The organism is Nocardia sp. NPDC051833, assembly GCF_040681225.1.
In the GTDB taxonomy this organism is placed as follows: Bacteria; Actinomycetota; Actinomycetes; order Mycobacteriales; family Mycobacteriaceae; genus Nocardia.
Map to the genome: position 1 here is coordinate 1 of NZ_JBFAYK010000008.1, position 18,256 is coordinate 18,256.

Annotated in this window: 19 protein-coding genes; 12 read left to right on the forward strand and 7 right to left on the reverse strand. The window is 70.1% G+C overall.

The window, feature by feature from the left end; all coding sequences use genetic code 11:
• Window positions 1-255: 255 nt before the first annotated feature.
• Window positions 256-744 (forward strand): hypothetical protein, encoded by a 489-nt coding sequence (locus AB0L91_RS33275; protein ID WP_357347764.1) that lies wholly within the window; start codon window positions 256-258, stop codon window positions 742-744.
• Here AB0L91_RS33275 and pabB read toward each other — a convergent pair.
• Window positions 741-2,789 (reverse strand): aminodeoxychorismate synthase component I, encoded by a 2,049-nt coding sequence (pabB, locus tag AB0L91_RS33280; RefSeq protein ID WP_365016696.1) that lies wholly within the window; start codon window positions 2,787-2,789, stop codon window positions 741-743. The genes AB0L91_RS33275 and pabB overlap by 4 nt on opposite strands.
• Window positions 2,790-2,913: 124 nt before the next feature.
• Here pabB and AB0L91_RS33285 point away from each other — a divergent pair, with 124 nt between their 5' ends.
• The 3 genes from AB0L91_RS33285 (at window position 2,914) to AB0L91_RS33295 (ending at window position 5,734) form a co-directional block, all read left to right on the forward strand.
• The gene (locus AB0L91_RS33285; RefSeq protein WP_365016852.1) at window positions 2,914-3,903 is read left to right on the forward strand and encodes a phosphotransferase family protein; all 990 of its coding nucleotides are present in this window, start codon (window positions 2,914-2,916) and stop codon (window positions 3,901-3,903) included.
• A 70-nt stretch (window positions 3,904-3,973) separates the two neighbouring features.
• On the forward strand, window positions 3,974-4,498 hold the full coding sequence (locus AB0L91_RS33290; RefSeq protein ID WP_365016697.1) for a DinB family protein: 525 nt from the start codon (window positions 3,974-3,976) through the stop codon (window positions 4,496-4,498).
• A 105-nt stretch (window positions 4,499-4,603) separates the two neighbouring features.
• Window positions 4,604-5,734: an NDMA-dependent alcohol dehydrogenase gene (locus tag AB0L91_RS33295; RefSeq protein ID WP_357347759.1), complete on the forward strand. Its 1,131-nt coding sequence runs from the start codon at window positions 4,604-4,606 to the stop codon at window positions 5,732-5,734.
• A 1-nt stretch (window position 5,735) separates the two neighbouring features.
• On the opposite strand, the gene AB0L91_RS33300 is transcribed toward AB0L91_RS33295, so the two are convergent.
• Together AB0L91_RS33300 and aztA are read right to left on the reverse strand one after the other, a co-directional pair.
• Window positions 5,736-6,092 (reverse strand): DUF1801 domain-containing protein, encoded by a 357-nt coding sequence (locus AB0L91_RS33300; protein WP_357347757.1) that lies wholly within the window; start codon window positions 6,090-6,092, stop codon window positions 5,736-5,738.
• A gap of 48 nt (window positions 6,093-6,140) precedes the next feature.
• Window positions 6,141-6,815: a zinc ABC transporter ATP-binding protein AztA gene (aztA, locus tag AB0L91_RS33305; RefSeq protein WP_365016700.1), complete on the reverse strand. Its 675-nt coding sequence runs from the start codon at window positions 6,813-6,815 to the stop codon at window positions 6,141-6,143.
• Here aztA and aztB point away from each other — a divergent pair.
• From aztB to aztD, 3 genes are all read left to right on the forward strand, one after another.
• Entirely contained in the window at window positions 6,807-8,885 is a 2,079-nt protein-coding gene (gene aztB / locus AB0L91_RS33310) for a zinc ABC transporter permease AztB (protein WP_365016702.1), read from the forward strand. The genes aztA and aztB overlap by 9 nt on opposite strands.
• Before the next feature lie 218 nt (window positions 8,886-9,103).
• Window positions 9,104-10,012, forward strand: coding sequence for a zinc ABC transporter substrate-binding protein AztC (aztC, locus tag AB0L91_RS33315; RefSeq protein ID WP_365016703.1), 909 nt, complete (start codon window positions 9,104-9,106; stop codon window positions 10,010-10,012).
• A 26-nt stretch (window positions 10,013-10,038) separates the two neighbouring features.
• Window positions 10,039-11,205: a zinc metallochaperone AztD gene (gene aztD, locus AB0L91_RS33320; protein ID WP_365016705.1), complete on the forward strand. Its 1,167-nt coding sequence runs from the start codon at window positions 10,039-10,041 to the stop codon at window positions 11,203-11,205.
• A 49-nt stretch (window positions 11,206-11,254) separates the two neighbouring features.
• On the opposite strand, the gene AB0L91_RS33325 is transcribed toward aztD, so the two are convergent.
• A complete protein-coding gene (locus AB0L91_RS33325; RefSeq protein ID WP_365016706.1) occupies window positions 11,255-12,451 on the reverse strand; it encodes a serine hydrolase domain-containing protein in 1,197 nt (398 codons plus the stop codon).
• A 38-nt stretch (window positions 12,452-12,489) separates the two neighbouring features.
• Between AB0L91_RS33325 and AB0L91_RS33330 the strand changes: the two genes are divergently transcribed.
• From AB0L91_RS33330 to AB0L91_RS33340, 3 genes are all read left to right on the forward strand, one after another.
• A complete protein-coding gene (locus tag AB0L91_RS33330; protein WP_357347745.1) occupies window positions 12,490-13,305 on the forward strand; it encodes a serine hydrolase domain-containing protein in 816 nt (271 codons plus the stop codon).
• A gap of 101 nt (window positions 13,306-13,406) precedes the next feature.
• Window positions 13,407-13,943 carry a DUF3145 domain-containing protein gene (locus AB0L91_RS33335; RefSeq protein ID WP_355279011.1) on the forward strand — a complete coding sequence of 179 codons (537 nt, stop codon included), beginning with the start codon at window positions 13,407-13,409 and terminating at the stop codon, window positions 13,941-13,943.
• Between the two features lie 236 nt (window positions 13,944-14,179).
• Entirely contained in the window at window positions 14,180-14,356 is a 177-nt protein-coding gene (locus AB0L91_RS33340) for a hypothetical protein (protein WP_357347744.1), read from the forward strand.
• Here AB0L91_RS33340 and AB0L91_RS33345 read toward each other — a convergent pair.
• The 3 genes from AB0L91_RS33345 to AB0L91_RS33355 all read right to left on the reverse strand — a co-directional run bounded on the left by AB0L91_RS33345 (window position 14,331) and on the right by AB0L91_RS33355 (window position 16,368).
• The gene (locus tag AB0L91_RS33345) at window positions 14,331-14,771 is read right to left on the reverse strand and encodes a hypothetical protein (protein ID WP_365016710.1); all 441 of its coding nucleotides are present in this window, start codon (window positions 14,769-14,771) and stop codon (window positions 14,331-14,333) included. The two genes, AB0L91_RS33340 and AB0L91_RS33345, sit on opposite strands and share 26 nt — an antisense overlap.
• Window positions 14,772-14,830: 59 nt before the next feature.
• Window positions 14,831-15,436 (reverse strand): GNAT family N-acetyltransferase, encoded by a 606-nt coding sequence (locus tag AB0L91_RS33350; protein ID WP_365016712.1) that lies wholly within the window; start codon window positions 15,434-15,436, stop codon window positions 14,831-14,833.
• A gap of 116 nt (window positions 15,437-15,552) precedes the next feature.
• Entirely contained in the window at window positions 15,553-16,368 is an 816-nt protein-coding gene (locus AB0L91_RS33355) for an NAD(P)H-binding protein (RefSeq protein WP_365016713.1), read from the reverse strand.
• Window positions 16,369-16,548: 180 nt separating this feature from the next.
• Here AB0L91_RS33355 and AB0L91_RS33360 point away from each other — a divergent pair, with 180 nt between their 5' ends.
• Both AB0L91_RS33360 and AB0L91_RS33365 read left to right on the forward strand, forming a co-directional pair.
• The gene (locus AB0L91_RS33360) at window positions 16,549-16,890 is read left to right on the forward strand and encodes a DUF4377 domain-containing protein (protein ID WP_365016715.1); all 342 of its coding nucleotides are present in this window, start codon (window positions 16,549-16,551) and stop codon (window positions 16,888-16,890) included.
• Window positions 16,891-17,114: 224 nt separating this feature from the next.
• Window positions 17,115-18,224: an NAD(P)/FAD-dependent oxidoreductase gene (locus AB0L91_RS33365; protein ID WP_365016717.1), complete on the forward strand. Its 1,110-nt coding sequence runs from the start codon at window positions 17,115-17,117 to the stop codon at window positions 18,222-18,224.
• Window positions 18,225-18,256 lie beyond the last annotated feature (32 nt).

An 18,256-nucleotide genomic window follows, 5' to 3' on the forward strand; every position in this document is an offset into this window, starting at 1 on the left:
CGATGGCGACCGGCACACCCTTGTCGAAGGTGATGATGACCTCGTCGGGCGCGCCGATCAGGCACCGTTGCTTGCTCCTTCGTCGCCTACGCAACGGCACCTGATCGGCGGGACGGCCGCGACGGCCGACTGCGTCGGCCTGCCCCTCCTCGAGGTCGGGGCGTGCGGGGTCGGGTTGGTCGGAAGGGGCGGGTTGTCCCAGGACACGGTGGGGGCATCCCTGCGACTCGGTGTTCGGTGCGGCACAGTGGTGGCATGACGAACCCGAAGAAGCGGGGACGCGCCGCGGAGCCCCCGCCGGAGCCGCAGGGGCGCAAGGTGCCGGGGGCCGATCTGCTGTCCGCGGCGCAGGCCGCGGTGGGGGCCGCGCAGACGGCGGCGGGACAGGCCATCGACGCCGCGCAGCAGACGGCGGGCTATGCCTTCGACGCGGCGGTGCGGCTGCCACCGGCGTCGGCGCAATTGGCCGCGCAGCTGCCGGATCTGGTGGAGAACCTGTCGATCGCGGTCGACCGGCTCAACAGCACCATCGACCGGCTCGATCGCACCCTGGCGCTGGCCGACCCGGTCTTCGCCACCTACGACCGGCTGCTACCCCGGCTCGAGGCGATGATCTCGCTGGGCGAGGACCTCTTCGGCGCGCTGGCGAAGCTGCCGGGTGTCGGGTTGCTCGGCCGGATCACCGGCCGCGCGGGCGAGGAGCCACCACCGGACACCGGCAAGAGCAAGGGCAAGCGCCGCTAGCGCAGGGCACGGAAGGTCGCGGCGGCCTTGAGCACCATCTCCGCGTACTCGTCCTCGGCGTCGGAGTCGAGGACGATCGCGCCGCCGGCGCCGATCCGCCACTCGTCGTCGTACCGGACCGCCGTGCGGATGACGATGTTCAGATCGGCGGTGCCGCTGAGCCCGAGGAAGCCGATCGTGCCCGAATAGATCCCGCGTGCCTGCGTTTCCAGCTCGTCGAGGATCTCCATCGTCCGCAGCTTCGGCGCGCCGGTCATCGAGCCGCCGGGGAAGCAGGCCCGCAGGCAGTCGATCACCCCGGCCTCCGGCCGCAGCGTCCCGCGCACCGTCGACACCAACTGGTGCAGGGTGGAATAGGTTTCGGTGGCCATCAGCTCCGGCACGTGCACCGAGCCGACCTCGCAGACCCGGCCCAGATCATTGCGCAGCAGGTCGACGATCATCAGGTTCTCGGCCCTGGTCTTCGGATCGTCGGCCAGCGACAGCCGCAGATGCTCGTCCTCGGCGACGGTCCGCCCGCGCGGCGCCGTGCCCTTGATCGGCTTGCTCTCCACCACCCGGTCGCGGTCGATCTTGAGGAATCGCTCCGGCGACGAACAGGCGACATCGAGTCCGTCGAACCGCAGATACGCCGCGTACGGCGCCGGATTGCAGCGGCGCAACCGCCGGTAGAAGGCGAGCCCGTCGTCCGGCGTCGCGGCGACCGCGACGGCGTCGGTCAGACAGATCTCGTAGGACTCGCCCGCGCGCAGCCGCTCCTGGCAGACCGCGATATCGGCCAGATAGCGGTCGCGACCGCGCACCAGATGCGCCTGCACGGCATCCGGATCGGCGGGCACTGGCAGGTCGGCCGGATTGACCCAGGTCGGCAGATCGGCCAGGGCCGCGGCGGTCTCGGCCAGCCAGCGATCCGCCGCGGCGAGATCGTGCTCGGTCAGCGCGAGCAGATGCGTGTGGCCCGCTTCGTGATCGACGACGATCAGCCGGTCGGCGAAGATCCACTGGGCGTCCGGGGTGGGGGAGCGGTGGACCGCGCTCGCGCCGCAGTCGGCCTTCACCTCGTAGCCGAGATAGCCGACATACCCGCCCGCGAAATCGAACGGCAGGTCAGGAGTGTCGCAGTGCCGGTGCCGGAGCTCGCGGTCGAGATAGTCCAGGACGGTGCCGGGAACGGACCGGACACCCGCCGCGTCCGTCACCGTGACGGCACCCTCGCCGACCCGGTAACCGACGATCTCCGCGTGCGGACCGGTCGCGTCGCCGAGGAAGGAGAACCGGTCCAGCCCCGGCTCGACGTGTTCGCTGTCGAGCCAGAACGCGGTCGGCGACGCGGCGTAGCGGCGCAGGAAGATCGCCTCGGTGTCGATGGCCCGCTCGATCACGCTGTGCCGCAGCCGGAATCGCCGCTCCGGTGCCGTGCGGCGCGGCTCCTCGCGCGGTCCGCGCACGATGATCGGCGCGCCGTGGCGCGTGCGCGCCTTGGTGAGGTCGGCGAAGTTGCGCAGCAGCGCCGCGCCGAACTCGCTCGACACCGACTCGGGATGGAACTGCACACCCCACTGCGGCCGCTCGCGATGCCGCACCCCCATGATCACGCCGTCGCTCGTCGACGCGGTCACCTCGAGCACCGGCGGCAGCGGCTCCCGCGCGGCCAGCGAGTGGTACCGGACGACGGTGAAATCCTGCGGCAGCCCGGCGAACAGATCCCGGTCGTCGTGGGCGACCCGATCGAGGTAGCCGTGCCGGGCCTCGGGCGCCCGGCCCACCGTGCCGCCCGAGGCGATCACGATGCCCTGGTGCCCGAGGCAGACCCCGAGCAGCGGCAGGGCCGACTCCGCGATCACCGCCGTCGACACCCCCATGTCGCGCGCGCGATCGGGACGGCCGGGGCCGGGCGAGATCACCACATTGTCGAAATCGTCGAGCGCGAGCCCGTCGGCCTCGTCATTGCGCACGACGACCGGCTCGTTCCCGTTGACCTCGCTGATCAGCTGATAGAGGTTGTAGGTGAACGAGTCGTAGTTGTCGATCAAGAGCGTCCGCATCGTGGCAGAAACCCTACGCCGGGCCCACGGACGACCCGCCTCGGGCACAATGATCGCCATGTCTGTTTCGCAACCGGTCGACGTGGACCCGGCGATCGCGGATTTCGCGGCGATCGGCCGATGGATGGACGAGCGTGGCCTGCCCGCCGGCGAGCTCGGCCCGGTCAGTGCGATCGGCGGTGGCACGCAGAACATCATGTTGCGCTTCACCCGTGGTGATCGCGAGTACGTGCTGCGGCGCGGACCCAAGCATCTGCGCGCCAAGAGCAACGACGTGATCCGCCGCGAATCGCGGCTCCTCGGCGCGCTCGACGGCACCGAGGTGCGCTCGCCCCGGGTGATCGCCGCCTGCGACGACGAGACCGTGATCGGCGCGGTCTTCTATCTGATGGAGCCGATCCACGGCTTCAACCCGCAGACCGAACTGCCCGAGCTGCACGCGAACGACCCCGAGATCCGCAGGCAGATGGGCCTGTCCGCGGTCGAGGCGATCGCCCGGCTCGGCGCGCTCGACTATCAGGCCCTCGGCCTGGACGACTACGGCAAGCCCGAGGGTTTCCTGGAACGTCAGGTTCCGCGCTGGTTGCGCGAACTCGACTCCTACACCGCCAACGAGGGCTACCCCGGTCCGCGGATTCCGGGGGTCGAGCAGGTCGGTGACTGGCTCGAGCGCAACCGGCCCGCTTCCTGGACGCCGGGCATCATGCACGGCGACTGTCACCTGGCCAACATGATGTTCGACTACGACGGCCCGCAGGTGGCCGCGATGGTCGACTGGGAGATGTCGACCATCGGCGATCCGCTGCTCGACCTGGGCTGGCAGCTGGCCACCCGGCCGGTGCCTGGCACCGTCGGCGCCGGCCTGATGGGCACCCTCGGCACGGTCGGCGGCCTGCCGACGCCCGCGGAGATGATCGAGCACTACGGCCGGTTCTCCGACCGCGATCTGAGCGCGGTGACCTGGTACGAGGTGCTCGCCTGCTTCAAGCTCGGCATCGTGCTCGAGGGCACGCACGCCCGCGCCTTCGCGGGCAAGGCGCCCAAGCCGGTCGGCGATTTCCTGCACGCGGTGACCCTGGAGCTGTTCGAGAAGGCCCGTCAGCTGACCGCGTGATGCCCGGATCTCGCCGATGGTTGGCGGAATATCGATGGATCGCAAGATTCAGACATCCTAGGCTGGGAGCATGATCGTTCCCGACACCAAGAACTGGACCTGGGTCCTCGAACGCGCCTGTCCCGATTGTGGATTCGACGCCGAGGCGACCGCCTACGCGGCGGTGCCCGAGCGGACCCTCGACAGCGCCGCGCGGATCGGTGCCGCGCTCGAGCGCGACGACGCGCGGGTCCGTCCGGACGACGCCACCTGGTCGGTGCTCGAATACGGCGCCCATGTGCGCGACGTGTGCCGGATCTTCGACGCCCGGCTGGCCCTGATGCTGGCCGACGACGGCGTCGAGCCGCCGCGCTTCGAGAACTGGGACCAGGACGCGACCGCCGTCGCCGACCGCTACGACCGGCAGGACCCGGCGGTGGTGGCGGCCGAACTCGCGGCCGCCGCCGATCGGGTCGCCGCGGCCTTCGCCGCGGTGCCCGCCGATCGGCTCGGCGCACGGGGCGCGCGCAGCGACGGATCGCTGTTCACGGTCACCTCGCTGTCCCGATACTTCCTCCACGACCTCGTCCATCATGTCCATGACGTGCGCGGATAGATTTTTCTCGGACAATTTCTAGAACGTGTTTCAGAATTGGCCGATTCTTCGTTAGGGTGAGTGCAGTCACAACGAGGCACAAGCTTGGCGAGAGGTCGACCGGACATGAAGACGAAGGGCGCGATCCTGTGGGGCATCGATCAGGAATGGTCGGTGGAGGAGATCGAGGTCGGCGATCCCGTCGCCGGTGAAGTGCAGATCCGGATGGAAACGGCGGGCATGTGCCACTCCGACCATCACATCGTCACCGGCGCGACGCCGATGCCGGGCTACCCCGTGATGGGTGGCCACGAGGGCGCTGGTGTGATCACCAAGCTCGGCCCGAACTGCCCCAGCGACCTGGCCGTGGGCGACCACGTCATCCTGTCGTTCATCCCGGCCTGCGGCCGCTGTCCCGCCTGCGTCGCGGGCAACATGGCGCTGTGCGACCTGGGCGCCGGCCTGCTGATGGGCCAGGCGATCTCGGACGGCACCTACCGCATCCAGGCGCGCGGCGAGAACGTCATCCCGATGTGCCTGCTCGGCACCTTCGCCCCGTACATGACGGTGCACCACACCTCGGTCGTGAAGATCGACCCGACCATCCCGTTCGAGGTCGCGTGCCTCGTCGGCTGTGGCGTGCCGACCGGCTTCGGCTCCTCGACCCATGTCGCCGAGGTGAAGCCGGGCGAGACCGTGGTGATCGCCGGCATCGGCGGCGTCGGCATGAGCGCGCTGCAGGGCGCGGTGCTCTCCGGCGCGTCGAAGGTCATCGCCATCGATCCGAACCCGTGGAAGCGGGAGCAGGCGCAGAAGTTCGGCGCCACCCACACCTACGAGAGCATGGCCGCCGCGATCATGCCGATGATCGACGCCACCGAGGGCCGGATGGCCGAGAAGGTCATCCTCACCATGGGTGAGATGCACGGCGACTACATCGAAGAGGGCCTGATCCTGACCGGCAAGGCGGGCACTCTGGTCGTCACCTCGATGGGCCGCATGGACGCCGGCGACGTGAAGATGAACAGCTTCCTGCTGTCCATGCTGCAGAAGACGGTGAAGGGCTGCATCTTCGGCGGCGGCAACGCCCGTCAGGACGCGCCGCGCCTGCTGTCGCTCTACAAGTCGGGCCAGCTCAACCTGGACGACATGGTCACCCGCAGCTACTCGCTGGAGGAGATCAACCAGGGCTACCAGGACATGCTCGACGGCAAGAACATCCGCGGCATCATCCGCTTCACCGAAGCCGACTGGTAAGTCAGCGAGCGCGTTCCCGCTCGGCGAGCCGGACCGCGACCTGCGCGATCAGGTCGTACGGAATCGGTTCTCCGAGCGGGAATTTCAGGGTGCCACGGCCCGCGACGTAGGGCGCGACGGCACGTTCGAACGCCTCGTCCCCGTCGGGGATCGGGTACACGCTCACATGTTCCTTCCACCCGGCGAAGGACATGAACGCCCGGCCGTCGAGGGTGACGGCCGGGATGGCGTAACTGATCTTCTCGCCCGTCTCCGGCAGCACGCGATGAATCGTCTCGCGGATCCGCTGGAGCGCGGCGCGCTGGGCTTCCGGTTGATCGGCCAGATAGGCGTCCACGGAGATCGGTGTCGCGGCCATGATTCCTCCTGCTGCGCGGCGAGCGGGTGGAGCGGATGCCCCGCGATTCTACGACCGGGCACCCACCTCGCCGGGCCGACCCGCGGCGATTCGCCCCTCGGCCAGCGTCAGCAGATGATCGGCCCTCGCCGCATCGGCCGGATCGTGAGTGGCCTGCACGACGGTGACCCCGGCCGCGCCGACCTCGGTCAGCACCTGGGCGATCGCGGCCTGCGAGTCCGCGTCCAGGCCGGTCGCCGGTTCGTCGAGTAGCAGCAGGTCGGACTCCTGGGCCAGGGCCTGGGCGAGCAGGGCACGCTGGCGTTGTCCACCCGAGAGGGTGTCGAGCCGCCGCGTCGCCAGTGCGGTGAGATCCATCCGCTCCAGGCAGGCGTGCGTGATCGCCCTGTCCGCGCGGGTGAGGCGGCGCCACGGTCCGCGCCGCGCCCACCGTCCCATGGCCACCGTGTCGCGCACGGTCAACGGCAAGGTCGGTGGAATCGCCGTGTGCTGCACCACGATCGCCGGTCGGCGGGTGGTGTTGCGGGTCATCCTGCCCGCCTGGATCGGCACCGTGCCCGCCAAGACGCCGAGCAGGGTCGATTTCCCCGAACCGTTGGGGCCGACGATCGCCGTCACCCGTCCGCGCGGAATCGTCGCCGACACCTCGGTGAGCACCGGCGTCGCGCCGTAGCCCGCCGTCAAGCGCTCGATCGTGATCGCGCTGTCCTCTGTGTGCTGCATCTCACCTCAATTGAAACGATAATCATTTTCAGTATATCGTCTCGCGCTATGGATTGGCTGTTCGCCCCGTTCGAGGTGGCCTTCGTGCAACGCGCGCTGTGGGGTGGGCTGCTCGTGTCGTGCGTGTGCGCCCTCGCCGGGACCTGGGTCGTGGTGCGCGGCATGGCCTTTCTCGGCGACGCGATGTCGCACGGGATGCTGCCCGGCGTCGCGGTCGCGGCGCTGCTCGGTGGGAACCTGCTGCTCGGCGCGGCGATCAGTTGCGCCGCCATGGCTTTCGGGGTGTCGGCGCTCGGCCGGAGCAAGCGGTTCGCGCCCGATACCGCGATCGGGCTGCTGTTCGTCGGCATGCTCGCGGCCGGGGTGATCATCGTGTCGCGTTCGCAGTCGTTCGCCGTCGACCTGACCGGGTTCCTGTTCGGTGACGTGCTCGCGGTGCGGTCGCGTGATCTGGGGTATCTCGGTGTGGCGCTGGTGATCGCGCTCGTGGTGACGGTGCTGGGGCATCGGGCGTTCGTCGCCTCGACCTTCGATCCGCGCAAGGCCCACACGCTCGGGCTGCGGCCGAAGGTCGCCCAGGTGGCGCTGATCGGACTGGTGACGCTGGCCATCGTCGCGTCGTTCCACGTCGTCGGCACGCTGCTGGTGTTCGGCCTGCTCATCGCGCCGCCGGCGGCGGCGATGTACTGGTCGGATCGGATTCCGGTCGTCATGCTGATCGCGGCGCTGCTCGGCGGTGCGTCGACCGCCGTCGGCCTGCTCGTCTCGTGGCACGCGGAAACCGCGGCGGGTGCGACGATCGCCGCTGTCGCGGTCGGTGCGTTCTTCCTGTCGGCGATCCTCGCCGCGCTGCGCGACCGCTTCGGCGCGCGCCGGCTCGGTGCCGCGTCGGTGGCCGCGCTCGCTGCCGTGCCGCTGGTCGGGTGTGGGTCCGGAGAGCCGCCGATGGTCGAGGAGCCGCCGCACGGGTTCGTCGCGGGGGCCGAGGAGATGGCCGAGCCGCAGACGCGGTTGATCGTGACGGACGCGGGGACGGGGGAGGTGCGGGTCGTCGACCTGCTCACCGAGCAGGTGACCACTCTCGATGCTGTGGAAACTGTTTCCCCGCAGGCACATTCGCCGAGTTCGGATGGCGCTGACGTGCGGTTGGCCGGGGACGGTCGCTTCGGCTTCCTCGCTGTCGGCGGTCGTCTGACGATCGTGGACAGTGGCGCGTGGACGGTCGATCACGGCGATCATCGGCACTACTACAGCGCGCCGATTCGGAGGGTCGGGTCGACCGATTTCCCGGGGGTGGAGCCGGGCCCGATCACGGCGCACAGTGATCCCGTTGTCACAGCGGTCGTTTCGGAGGGTGGCGAGACGATGCTGTTCGATCGGGCCGCGCTGGGCGAAGGGGCGGTGGGGGAGCCGCGGCGGATCGATGGTGTGGCGGTGCCGTACGCGGAGCGGTTGATCGTCGTCGATCGTGCGGGGCGGGTGGAGGTGCGTGGGCGCGACGGCGCGGCGGGGGAAGCGCAGCCGGTGACGTGCGCTGAGGCGCGGGGGCAGGCGGTGACCAGGCGTGGGGTCGTCTTCGGTTGCGCCGACGGTGCTCTCGTCGTCGCGCAGCGCGACGGCGCATTCGTCAGCGAGAAGATTCCGTACCCGGCGTCGTCCGCCGAGCGCGCGACCGCCTTCACCCATCGGCCGGGAAGCACCACGCTGACCGCGCTCGCTGGGCGCACCGGCGTGTGGACGCTCGACATCAGGGCGAAGACCTGGACGTCGACCCCGATCGCCGACGCGGTGGCGGTGAACACCGCGGGCGAGGGGTCGTCGCTGCTGGTCCTCACCCGCGACGGCGTCCTGCACGGCCTCGATCCCGTCACCGGAACGGAGACAGCACGCCTCGGCCTCGTCGGCGGACCGGTCGAGACCGCGACGATCCATGTCGATCCGGATCGCGCCTACGTCAACGACATTCGCGCACGTGCCGTCCATGAGATCGCCTACAACGACAACCTTCGTGTGGCGCGCGACTTTCCGCTGGATATCGCGCCGACGCTGATCATGGAGACCGGACTGTGAACGCGACACCCCGCCGACATCCGGGAGCGCCCGGCCGGACTGTGGACCGCAGCCCGAACCGCTGTCTCGGCTCGGGCCGCGACAACGTCCTGGCCTTCGACGGCCTCTCCCACTCGGCGCCACCACCGTCGCGCGACGTCGTTCCTTCCTGGTGGCCGAGGATCCTGGTGCCGGCTCGGCGCCGCCCTCCACACCGGCGGAGGTCGTGGCCCGCCGCGATGATCTCCGCGCTGAGCGTGGCCGTGCTGATGTCGCTGATCAGCGCCTGTTCGGCCGACAGCGATCGCTCCGGGATCGTCGTGACGACCAATATCCTCGGCGATCTGACCAAGGCGGTCGTCGGTGACACCGTGCCGGTCACCGTGCTCATGCAGGCCGGGGCCGATCCGCATTCGTTCGCGATCTCGGCCAGGCAAGCGGCCGAGATCGAACGGTCGGCGCTGGTCGTGCACAACGGGCTCGGCCTCGAGGAGGGCGTCGCGCGGCACGTGCAGGCGGCGGCCGCGGCGGGCGTGCCCACGCTGGCGGTGGCCGAACGGGTCGACCCGATCGAGTACACCTCCGACGAGTCGGCGGGCAAGCCCGATCCGCACTTCTGGACCGACCCGCGGCGGGTCCGCACGGCCGTCGAAGCGATCAGCGCGGAAGTCCTCGCGCGGGTGGACGGCGTCGACGGCGCGGCGGTGCGTGCGAACACCGAGCGCTACCTCGCCGAGATCGATCAGCTCGACCGGTGGATGACCGACCGGTTCGCCGCGATCCCCGCCGAGCGCAGGCAGCTGGTCACCGACCATCACGTCTTCGGTTATCTCGCACAGCGATTCGGCTTCCGGGTGGTCGGCGCGGTGATCCCCAGCGGCACCACCCTGGCCTCGCCCAGCGCCGCCGATCTCGACGGGCTCGCCGCCGCCATCCGGGCCGCGGGCGTGAGCGCGATCTTCGCCGATTCCGCCCAGCCCGACCGGCTCTCGCGCGTCCTCGCCGAGCACACCGGTCTGACGGTGCGGGTGATCGGCCTGCACACCGAATCGCTCACCGCGCCCGGCGGCGGCGCGGCCACCTATCTCGAGATGGCCCGCGCCAACACCGAGGCCATCGCCCGCGGGCTGGCCGGGCCGACAACGTAGTTCACGCAGGAGAAATGGAGCAGCACATGCACAGTCGGTCACGGACCACCACGCTGGTGGCCCTGTCCGGGGTCTTCGCCTCGGTGGTCGCGCTCAGTGGCTGCGGCACGGACGACGCCGCGCACGACCACGAGCACACGCCGGGCGCGGAGCCGATCGCGCTCACCTACAACGGCGGCATCTACGTCCTCGACGGCGCCACGCTGGCCCAGCAGGGCGACGTGCAGCTCGACGGCTACAACCGGCTCAACCCGGCGGGCGACGACGACCACCTCATGGTGTCGACCAAGGACGGCTTCCGCGTCTTCGACGCCTACGACCGGGAATTCACCGGCACCGAATTCCCCGCGCGCAAGCCCGGCCACGTCGTGCGGCACGCGGGCAAGACCGTGCTGTTCGCCGACGGATCGGGTGAGGTCACCGTCTTCGACTCCGCGCAGCTCGCGCACGGCACGCCGAAGACCGAGGTCTACCGGGCGGCCGCACCGCACCACGGTGTCGCGATCGAGCTGAGCAACCGGCAGCTCGTGGTGACCCTGGGCACCGAGGACAAGCGGGTCGGCGCGGTCGCGCTCGATCAGGATCGCAAGGAGCTCGCCAGGAACGAGGACTGCCCCGGCGTGCACGGCGAGGCGACCGCGAAGGACGAGGCGGTGGTGATCGGCTGCCAGACCGGGGCCGTGGTCTATCGCGACGGGAAGTTCACCAAGGTCGCCAGCCCTGATCCGTACGGCCGGATCGGCAATATGTCCGGCAGCGCGGACTCGCCGATCGTGCTCGGCGACTACAAGGTCGACAAGGACGCCGAACTGGAACGGCCGCAGCGGATCTCGCTGGTGAACACCGCCGACGGCTCCCTGCGCCTGGTCGACATCGGCACCAGCTACACCTTCCGCTCACTGGGCCGCGGCCCGCGGGGCGAAGCGCTGGTGCTGGGCACCGACGGCAAGATCCACGTCGTCGATCCGGTCGCGGGCACCGTCACCCGGACCATTCCGGTGCTCGGCAGCTGGCAGGAACCGCTCGACTGGCAGGACGCGCGGCCCGCGCTGTTCGTGCGCGGCGGGATCGCCTACGTCTCCGACCCCGCGGCCAAGCAGGTGCATCGCGTCGACCTGGCGGACGGAAAGGTCACGGCCACCGCCACCTTGGCGGCGGCGCCGAACGAGATCAGCGGCGTCGCCGGACACTGATCGACCGACGGCGCGCATCGGTGGGACCTACCGCCGATGCGCGCCGAGGTCAGCCGGCGCAGCGCAGGACGGCCTCGCGCAGATTGCGGCTGCGGACGTCGTCGAGGATCGCCATGCCGAGGCGGTTCATGCTGTAGCCGAAGCCGAGGCCCGTCGTCGGGTCGGCGAAACCGAACGAGCCGCCGAGGCCGGTGGTGCCGTAGGCGCGTTTGTCCGAGCCGAACCGGAAACTGCCGCGCGACTTGCGGAAGCCCAGGTGGTAGCGGCTCTTGGTGTGCAGCACCAGGTCATCGGCAGGCACGTCGTCGGCGGTGTCGGCCGCGGCCAAGAGATCGAGCACGGTGTCGCTGATCGGCAGCGCGCCGGTGCGCCCGGCCGCCGCGCCGTAGACCCGGGCCAGCGCGCGGGCGTTGCCGACGCCGTTCATGCCCGGCCACTCGATCTCCAGGAATTCCCGGCGGGCGGCGCGGGCGGGCGCGCCGGGGCGCGGATTGGTCAGCGCCGCGTAGGAGAGCCCCCGCTTGGCGTAGACCTCGGCGCCGATCCGCACCGGGATGTCGGCGAGTTCGTAGCGCAGGATGTCGAGGCCCTTCGTCGCCGACAGCTCGGCGACCCGCTCCATCGGCTCGGTCCCGGGCAGCCCGATGAACAGGTCGGCCTCGACCGGGGCGGCGATCTCCTCGGCGAAGAACCGGCCCAGGCTGCGGCCCGCCGGATCGACGCGGCGCAGCAGCTCGCTCTGATAGAGGCCGAGGGTCAGCGCGTGGTAACCGTGCCGCGTGCCCGGCCGCCACGCCGGCTTCTGCTCGGCCAGCAGCGTGCCGAGGGCGTCGCGATCGGCGAGCTCGCGCAGTTTCACGATCCGGTCCAGCCCGGACAGCCCAGCCTGATGGTCGATCAGCTGCCGGACGGTGATCGCGTCCTTGCCGTTGGTGGCGAACTCCGGCCAGTACTTCGCCACCGGCTGCTCGTAGTCGAGCAGGCCGCGCGAGACGGCGGTGGCGATCGTGAACGCCGACATTCCCTTCGAGGAGGAGAACACCGGCACGATGGTGTCGCGCTCCCACGGCACCGCGCGAACGCGGTCGCGATGGCCTGCCCACAGGTCGACCACAGGCTCGCCACCTGCGTAGACGGCCACGGCGGCGCCGATCTCCCCGTGCTCGGTGAAGTTGCGGCGGAAGGCGTCGGCGACGGGGCCGAAACCGGCCGCCACGTCGCCGTGGATCGATGGTGCGGGACTCATGGTGACTCGATCGTAGCGGCGTCTCGTACGCTGCCGATATGCGTTCGTTCGAGCAGATCCAGCACTGGCCGGTCGCCAACGCCGCCGCCGCGGTCGTCACCGCGGGCGGTGTGTCGACCACCGGCGACACCGCGCGGGTGTTCCGGCTGGCCTCGGTCACCAAGCCCCTCGTCGCCTACGCCACGCTCGTCGCGATCGAGGAGGGCGCGGTCGAGCTCGATCAGCCCGCCGGCCCGCCCGGATCGACCGTGCGCCATCTGCTCGCGCACACCTCCGGCGTCGCCTTCGCCACCCCCGAGGTCATCGCCGCGCCCGGTGCCCGGCGCATCTATTCCAGTGCGGGTTTCGAACTGCTCGCCGATTTCCTCACCGCGAATACCGGCATCGCCTTCCCGCACTATCTGCACGAGGCGGTATTCGAACCGCTCGGTATGCGCACCGCGGTCCTCGACGGTTCCGCCGGGCACGCGGCGAAGGCCTCCGTCGACGACCTGATTCGATTCGCCATCGAGTTGCTGACACCTCGATTGATATCTGAGCAAACCCTCGCGGACGCGACCTCGGTGCAATTCCCCGGCCGCGACGGAGTCCTGCCCGGATTCGGCTCCCAGCGCCCCAACGACTGGGGATTGGGATTCGAAATCCGCGACGGGAAATCCCCGCACTGGACCGGATCCGCCAATTCCGGGCGGACCTACGGACACTTCGGGCAGTCCGGCACGTTCCTCTGGGTCGACCCGGAAATAGGAGTGGCGACGATCGCGCTGAGCGACGAGAATTTCGGCGACTGGGCTCGAGCGGCGTGGCCGAAATTCAGCGATTCCGTGATCGCAGAGACACACAACACGCTGTGAAGTAACACCCGTACCACCGAACACTTCAGTACACTCGGGCCACGCCAGTCCGACGGGTCGTTGGGGAAGACGCTCCTTGTCGAGGCTGGAGGTGTTGTGTAGTGCGCGCATCGAGTCAGTTCGCTGATGCGACGGCGGGTGTGGTCTACATCCACTCATCGCCCGCCGCGTTGTGCCCGCACGTCGAATGGGCACTGTCCACCGCGCTCTCCGCCCCCGCGAAATTGCGCTGGACCGCGCAACCGGCCGACGGACAACTGCGCGCCAGCAGCGATTGGATCGGTCCCGTCGGCACGGCATCGCGGATTGCCCAATCATTGCGCGCCTGGCCGGTGCTGCGCTTCGAGGTCACCGAGGACCCCAGCGAGGGCGTCGACGGCGAACGCTACAGCTTCGTCCCCGCCCTGGGCCTGTGGCACGGCTCCACCGGCGCCAACGGCGATGTGATGCTCGGCGAGATGCGATTACGCGCCTTACTCCAGGCCGCCAGGGAACTCGGCGGCCACGGCACCTACGACCTGTCCGCCGAGATCGACCGCGCCCTGGGGACCGCGTGGGACGAGGACCTCGAGGCCTACCGCCAGGGCACCGACTGCGTCGGCGCCGAAGTCACCTGGCTGCGCCGCGACGTCGGCTGACGCTCGATCCGCGCGCGAGCCCCGACGCTGCTACCTTCGTCGGTATGACACGTGGGGGCGGGACATTCGGGTGGTCGATCGTGCTCGTCGGCGCCGTACTGGCGCTGACAGGATGTTCCGGTGACACGGCGGGGACGGCGACACCCGCGTCATCGACCGCGGCACCATCGACCGCTGCGTCGTCGACCAAACCGAGCACATCCGGCGCACCGGTCCCCACGGGGGATCTGACCACCATGACCTGCGCCCAGTTCCTGGCCCTCGACGATCCCACCCAGAAATCGACCCTGCCCGCGCTGGCCGACCAGCTCGGATACAAGACACTCGTGAACCCGAGCAATTACAAGATCGTGCAGGCGATGTGCAAGACCGACGGCACCAAACTGGTCAAGGAGTGGCTCGGCCGCGCTTGACCGGCCGTAGTCCCGTCAGTTCCGAACGGCGGGAAAGGATTCGACGGACGCGGGTGGCGCCGTCCGCCAGCCGGGCAGTCCAGGTCGCCGCGACGACACCGGACAGTGCGGCGAAGGGCCACAGCACGGCGGCGCCCGCGATTCCGGCGGCGCCGCAGCGGCCGAGGAACGCGCGTGGACTCCGGCCCGCGATGGCGGAGTCGGCCAATGCCGCTGCGGGAAGGCCGATTCCGACGGTGACGCCGGCGCCGATCGTCACCGGCACGACCACCATCCAGAGATAGACGCCCCCGGTGGCGAGGACCGTCAACCGGTCGGGGGTGTGGAGCGCGGCCGCGATCGCGGTACTCATCGCGCCGCCGATCGCCGCGAACACCAGCACTGTCACCACCGCTGACGCCACGGTGGTGGCCACGGCCCACCCTAGGGCGCCGTTCGGTCGACCGGTCACCGCGCGGGAACGCGTCGCATGGCTCACCCGGCCACTGTAGGGGCACGGTTCGACCGCGTGGACCGGTCCATGACCCAGAGCATGCCCCGGCCTGATTCGCCGGGGGTGGACACGGGTCGGGGGCCGGTGCTCGCGAGGCGGTAGCCGAGGCGGCGGGCGACCGCAGCGCTCCGGAGGTTGGCCGCGTCGCAATGGATTTCGATGCGGTGGATGCCGGGGAGGGTCAGGGCGATGGTGGTCAGGGCGCCGGCGGCGCGGGTGATCACGCCGCGGCCGACGTGCTCGGTGTGGCACCAGTAGCCGATTTCGAGGGTGGCCGGGCCGACGCGATCGTGCAGGCCGACGACACCGAGCAGCGAGCCCGCGCGATCGAAGACGCCGTAGTTGAATCCGCCGTCCGGTGTCGGCCACGCCGACAGGTTCGCGTGGTTCGCGGCCACGTCGTCGAAGTCCGGCGGCTCGGCCGCCCATTCCATCCAGTGATGCAGCTGCTCGAACGACGCGCTGATCGCGGCGAACTTGGCGTCCAGGTCCTCGGCCTGCCACCGCCGAATCACAAGGTCCCCGACCAGCACTCGGTCGGGCGGCACTATCCCCGGCGGCAGTGCTGGGGGATATTCGGTGTCCACACCCCGATGGTCGTCCACCGATCCGCACGCGCGCAATGCGAATTCGATCCGCCGATCGCGGACGCCCGTGGCGGGCGACCGCCGTGAAGGCCGGGCGGCTCGCCGGCGCGGAGACGTCAGGGGGTGAGGAAGCGGGAGGCGTTCGTGGCGGCCCACTCGGCGAAAGTGGTGGCGGGGCGGCCGGTGATGTCGGAGACGCTGGTGATCGGGAGGGTGCCGGGGTCGGGGGCGTAGTCGGTGAGGACATTGTCGACGTACCAGACGGCGTTGTCGCCCATGGTGGGCGTGAGGGCGGCGATGGTTTCCTCGCGGGAGGACTGCCGGAAGGCCAGGTCGCGCCCGAGGGCGGTGGCGAGGTGGGCGACGAGGGCGGTGCGGCTGAGGATTTCGGGGCCTGCCAGCGGGTAGGCGCGGCCCTGATGGGTGTCGGAGAGCAGGGCGGTGGCGGCGACGGCGGCGATGTCGTCCATGGCGATGGGCGCGGTCGCGGTGTCGGGATACGGCTCGCGGATGGTGGCGGTGTCGCGGATCTGCTGAGACCAGGTGAGCGTGTTCTCCATGAAGTCGGCGGGCCACAGGTGGGTCCAGGCCAGACCACTGTCCTCGACGGCCGTGCTCACCGTGCCCCACCAGCTCTCCGGTTCACCCGACAGATCGACGACATGCTTCACCCCCGCCGCGCGGGCCAGCGCGAGCACCTCGGCCACGTTGTCGGGGGTGGGCGCCAGGTACATCCGCTCCACGCCGTCGAACGCCGCGGGCAGCGTCTCCGGGCGGCGCAGATAGCCCTCGACCACCGCCACGCCGGCGGGCAGCGCGGCCTTGCGCGGATCGGTGGTGAGCGCGCGGACCTCGGTGTGTCCCGCGGCGAGCAGGTGGTCGACGACCTTGCGGCCGATGTTCGCGGTGGCCCCGGTTACCAGGATGGTCATGAATTTCCCTCCGGTACTACTCGATGAGGTCCCCATTCTGCCAACGGAATTCGTCGGCGGCACGTAGCAATTTTCGACGTCTTCCCGCAGGTCGCGGACGGCTACGTCGATCATGGTTACTGGTCAGCTACCCTGGCGGGGCAAGCGACCAGCTCCTCCCGACAGCCGAAGGACACCACGATGCGACGACTCCTCCCGCTCGGCGCGGCGCTCGCCGTCGGCGTCCTCGGCTGTGCGAGTCCGGCCGATGAGCAGCCGACAGCGCAGGACGAGACGGTCCGGATGCTCGTCGCGCCCGAGCAGGTCGACTGTGTCGGCGTCGCGCCCATGCGCTGCCTGCAGATCCGGTACGCGCCCGACGAGCGCTGGCAGCTGTTCTACGAGGGCATCACCGGGTTCACCTACGAACCCGGCTACAGCTACGAGCTGACCGTCCGGGTGCGCCCCGTCGACAACCCGCCCGCGGACCACTCCAGCCGTCGCTACGACCTCGTCAGTGTCGACTCGAAGACCCTGGCCTGAGCCCTACCGCCCGCGCGGATCGAGCCACCCGGCCGCCGGCTCCCGGGCGGTCCGGAACTCCGATCCCGCCGCCGCTCATGCGCGCGGTCACTCCGATCGGCGGTGTGTGCGTGAATCGACCCAGACGTGAGGGTGACGGATGGGTGATCCGGTCGATGCGGTGGCGACCGGTGGCTCCCTAGCGTCGGAATACAGGACGCGAACCCAGGAGCCAGGAGGCCGTCATGACCATCCAATACATCGACACACTCATCATCGGCGCAGGTCAAGCCGGTTTGTCGACCGGCAGTGCGCTGCGAAGGGCGGGACAACCGTTCCTGATCGTCGATCGCGGCGAGCGCATCGGCGACAACTGGCGACGGCACTACGACTCGCTGCGCCTCTACACCCCGGCCAAGTACGACGGCCTGCCCGGCCTGCCGTTCCCGGCGGCCGACCGCTGGAGCTATCCCGGCAAGGACGAGGTGGCCGCCTATCTCGAGCAGTACGCCCTGCACTGGGATCTGCCGGTGCGGATGCGGACCGGAGTCGACCGGCTCACCGCGCGGCCGGGCGGCGGCTACCTCGCCCACCTCGGTGACGACGTCATCCGCTGTGACAATGTCGTCGTCGCGACGGGCACCTTCGGCCGCACGCCGCACGTGCCGGACTTCGCGGCCGAGCTGGATCCGTCGATCACCCAACTGCATTCGAGCCGGTATCGCGGTCCCGCCCAGCTCGGCGACGGGCCGGTGCTGGTGGTCGGTGCCTCGCATTCGGGCACCGATATCGCCTACGAACTCGCCCGCACCCACCCGACGATCCTGTGCGGTCGCGACTGCGGGCAGATTCCGCTGCGCTGGGACTCGCGGGCGATCCGGATCGCGCTGCCGATCCTGGTGTTCGCCTGGCGGCACATCGTCACCCGGCGCACGCCGATCGGCCGGAAACAGCTGCGCGAGGTGCGTTTCCACGGTGGACCCATGCTGCGGGTCAAGCGGGCCGATCTCGCCGAGCGCGGCGTCGAGCGGATCACCCAGCGGGTACGCGGGGTGCGCGACGGCCGGCCCGAACTCGACGACGGCACGCTGCTCGACGTCCGGAACATCGTGTGGGCCACGGGATTCCGGCAGGTGTTCGACTGGATCGACCTGCCGGTCTTCGACGAGAACGGCTGGCCACGAGAGTATCGCGGCGTCGTCGACGACGCGCCCGGGCTGTTCTTCTGCGGATTGAGCTTCCAGTACGCGTTCTCCTCGATGGTCTTCCCCGGCGTCGGCCGTGATGCCGAGTACCTCGCCCGCCGGATCGTGGCCCGCTCGCGTGACATCGCACCGGACGTAGCCGCGGCCTGACCACCGACAATCGCTGTGACCTGCGCGTATCC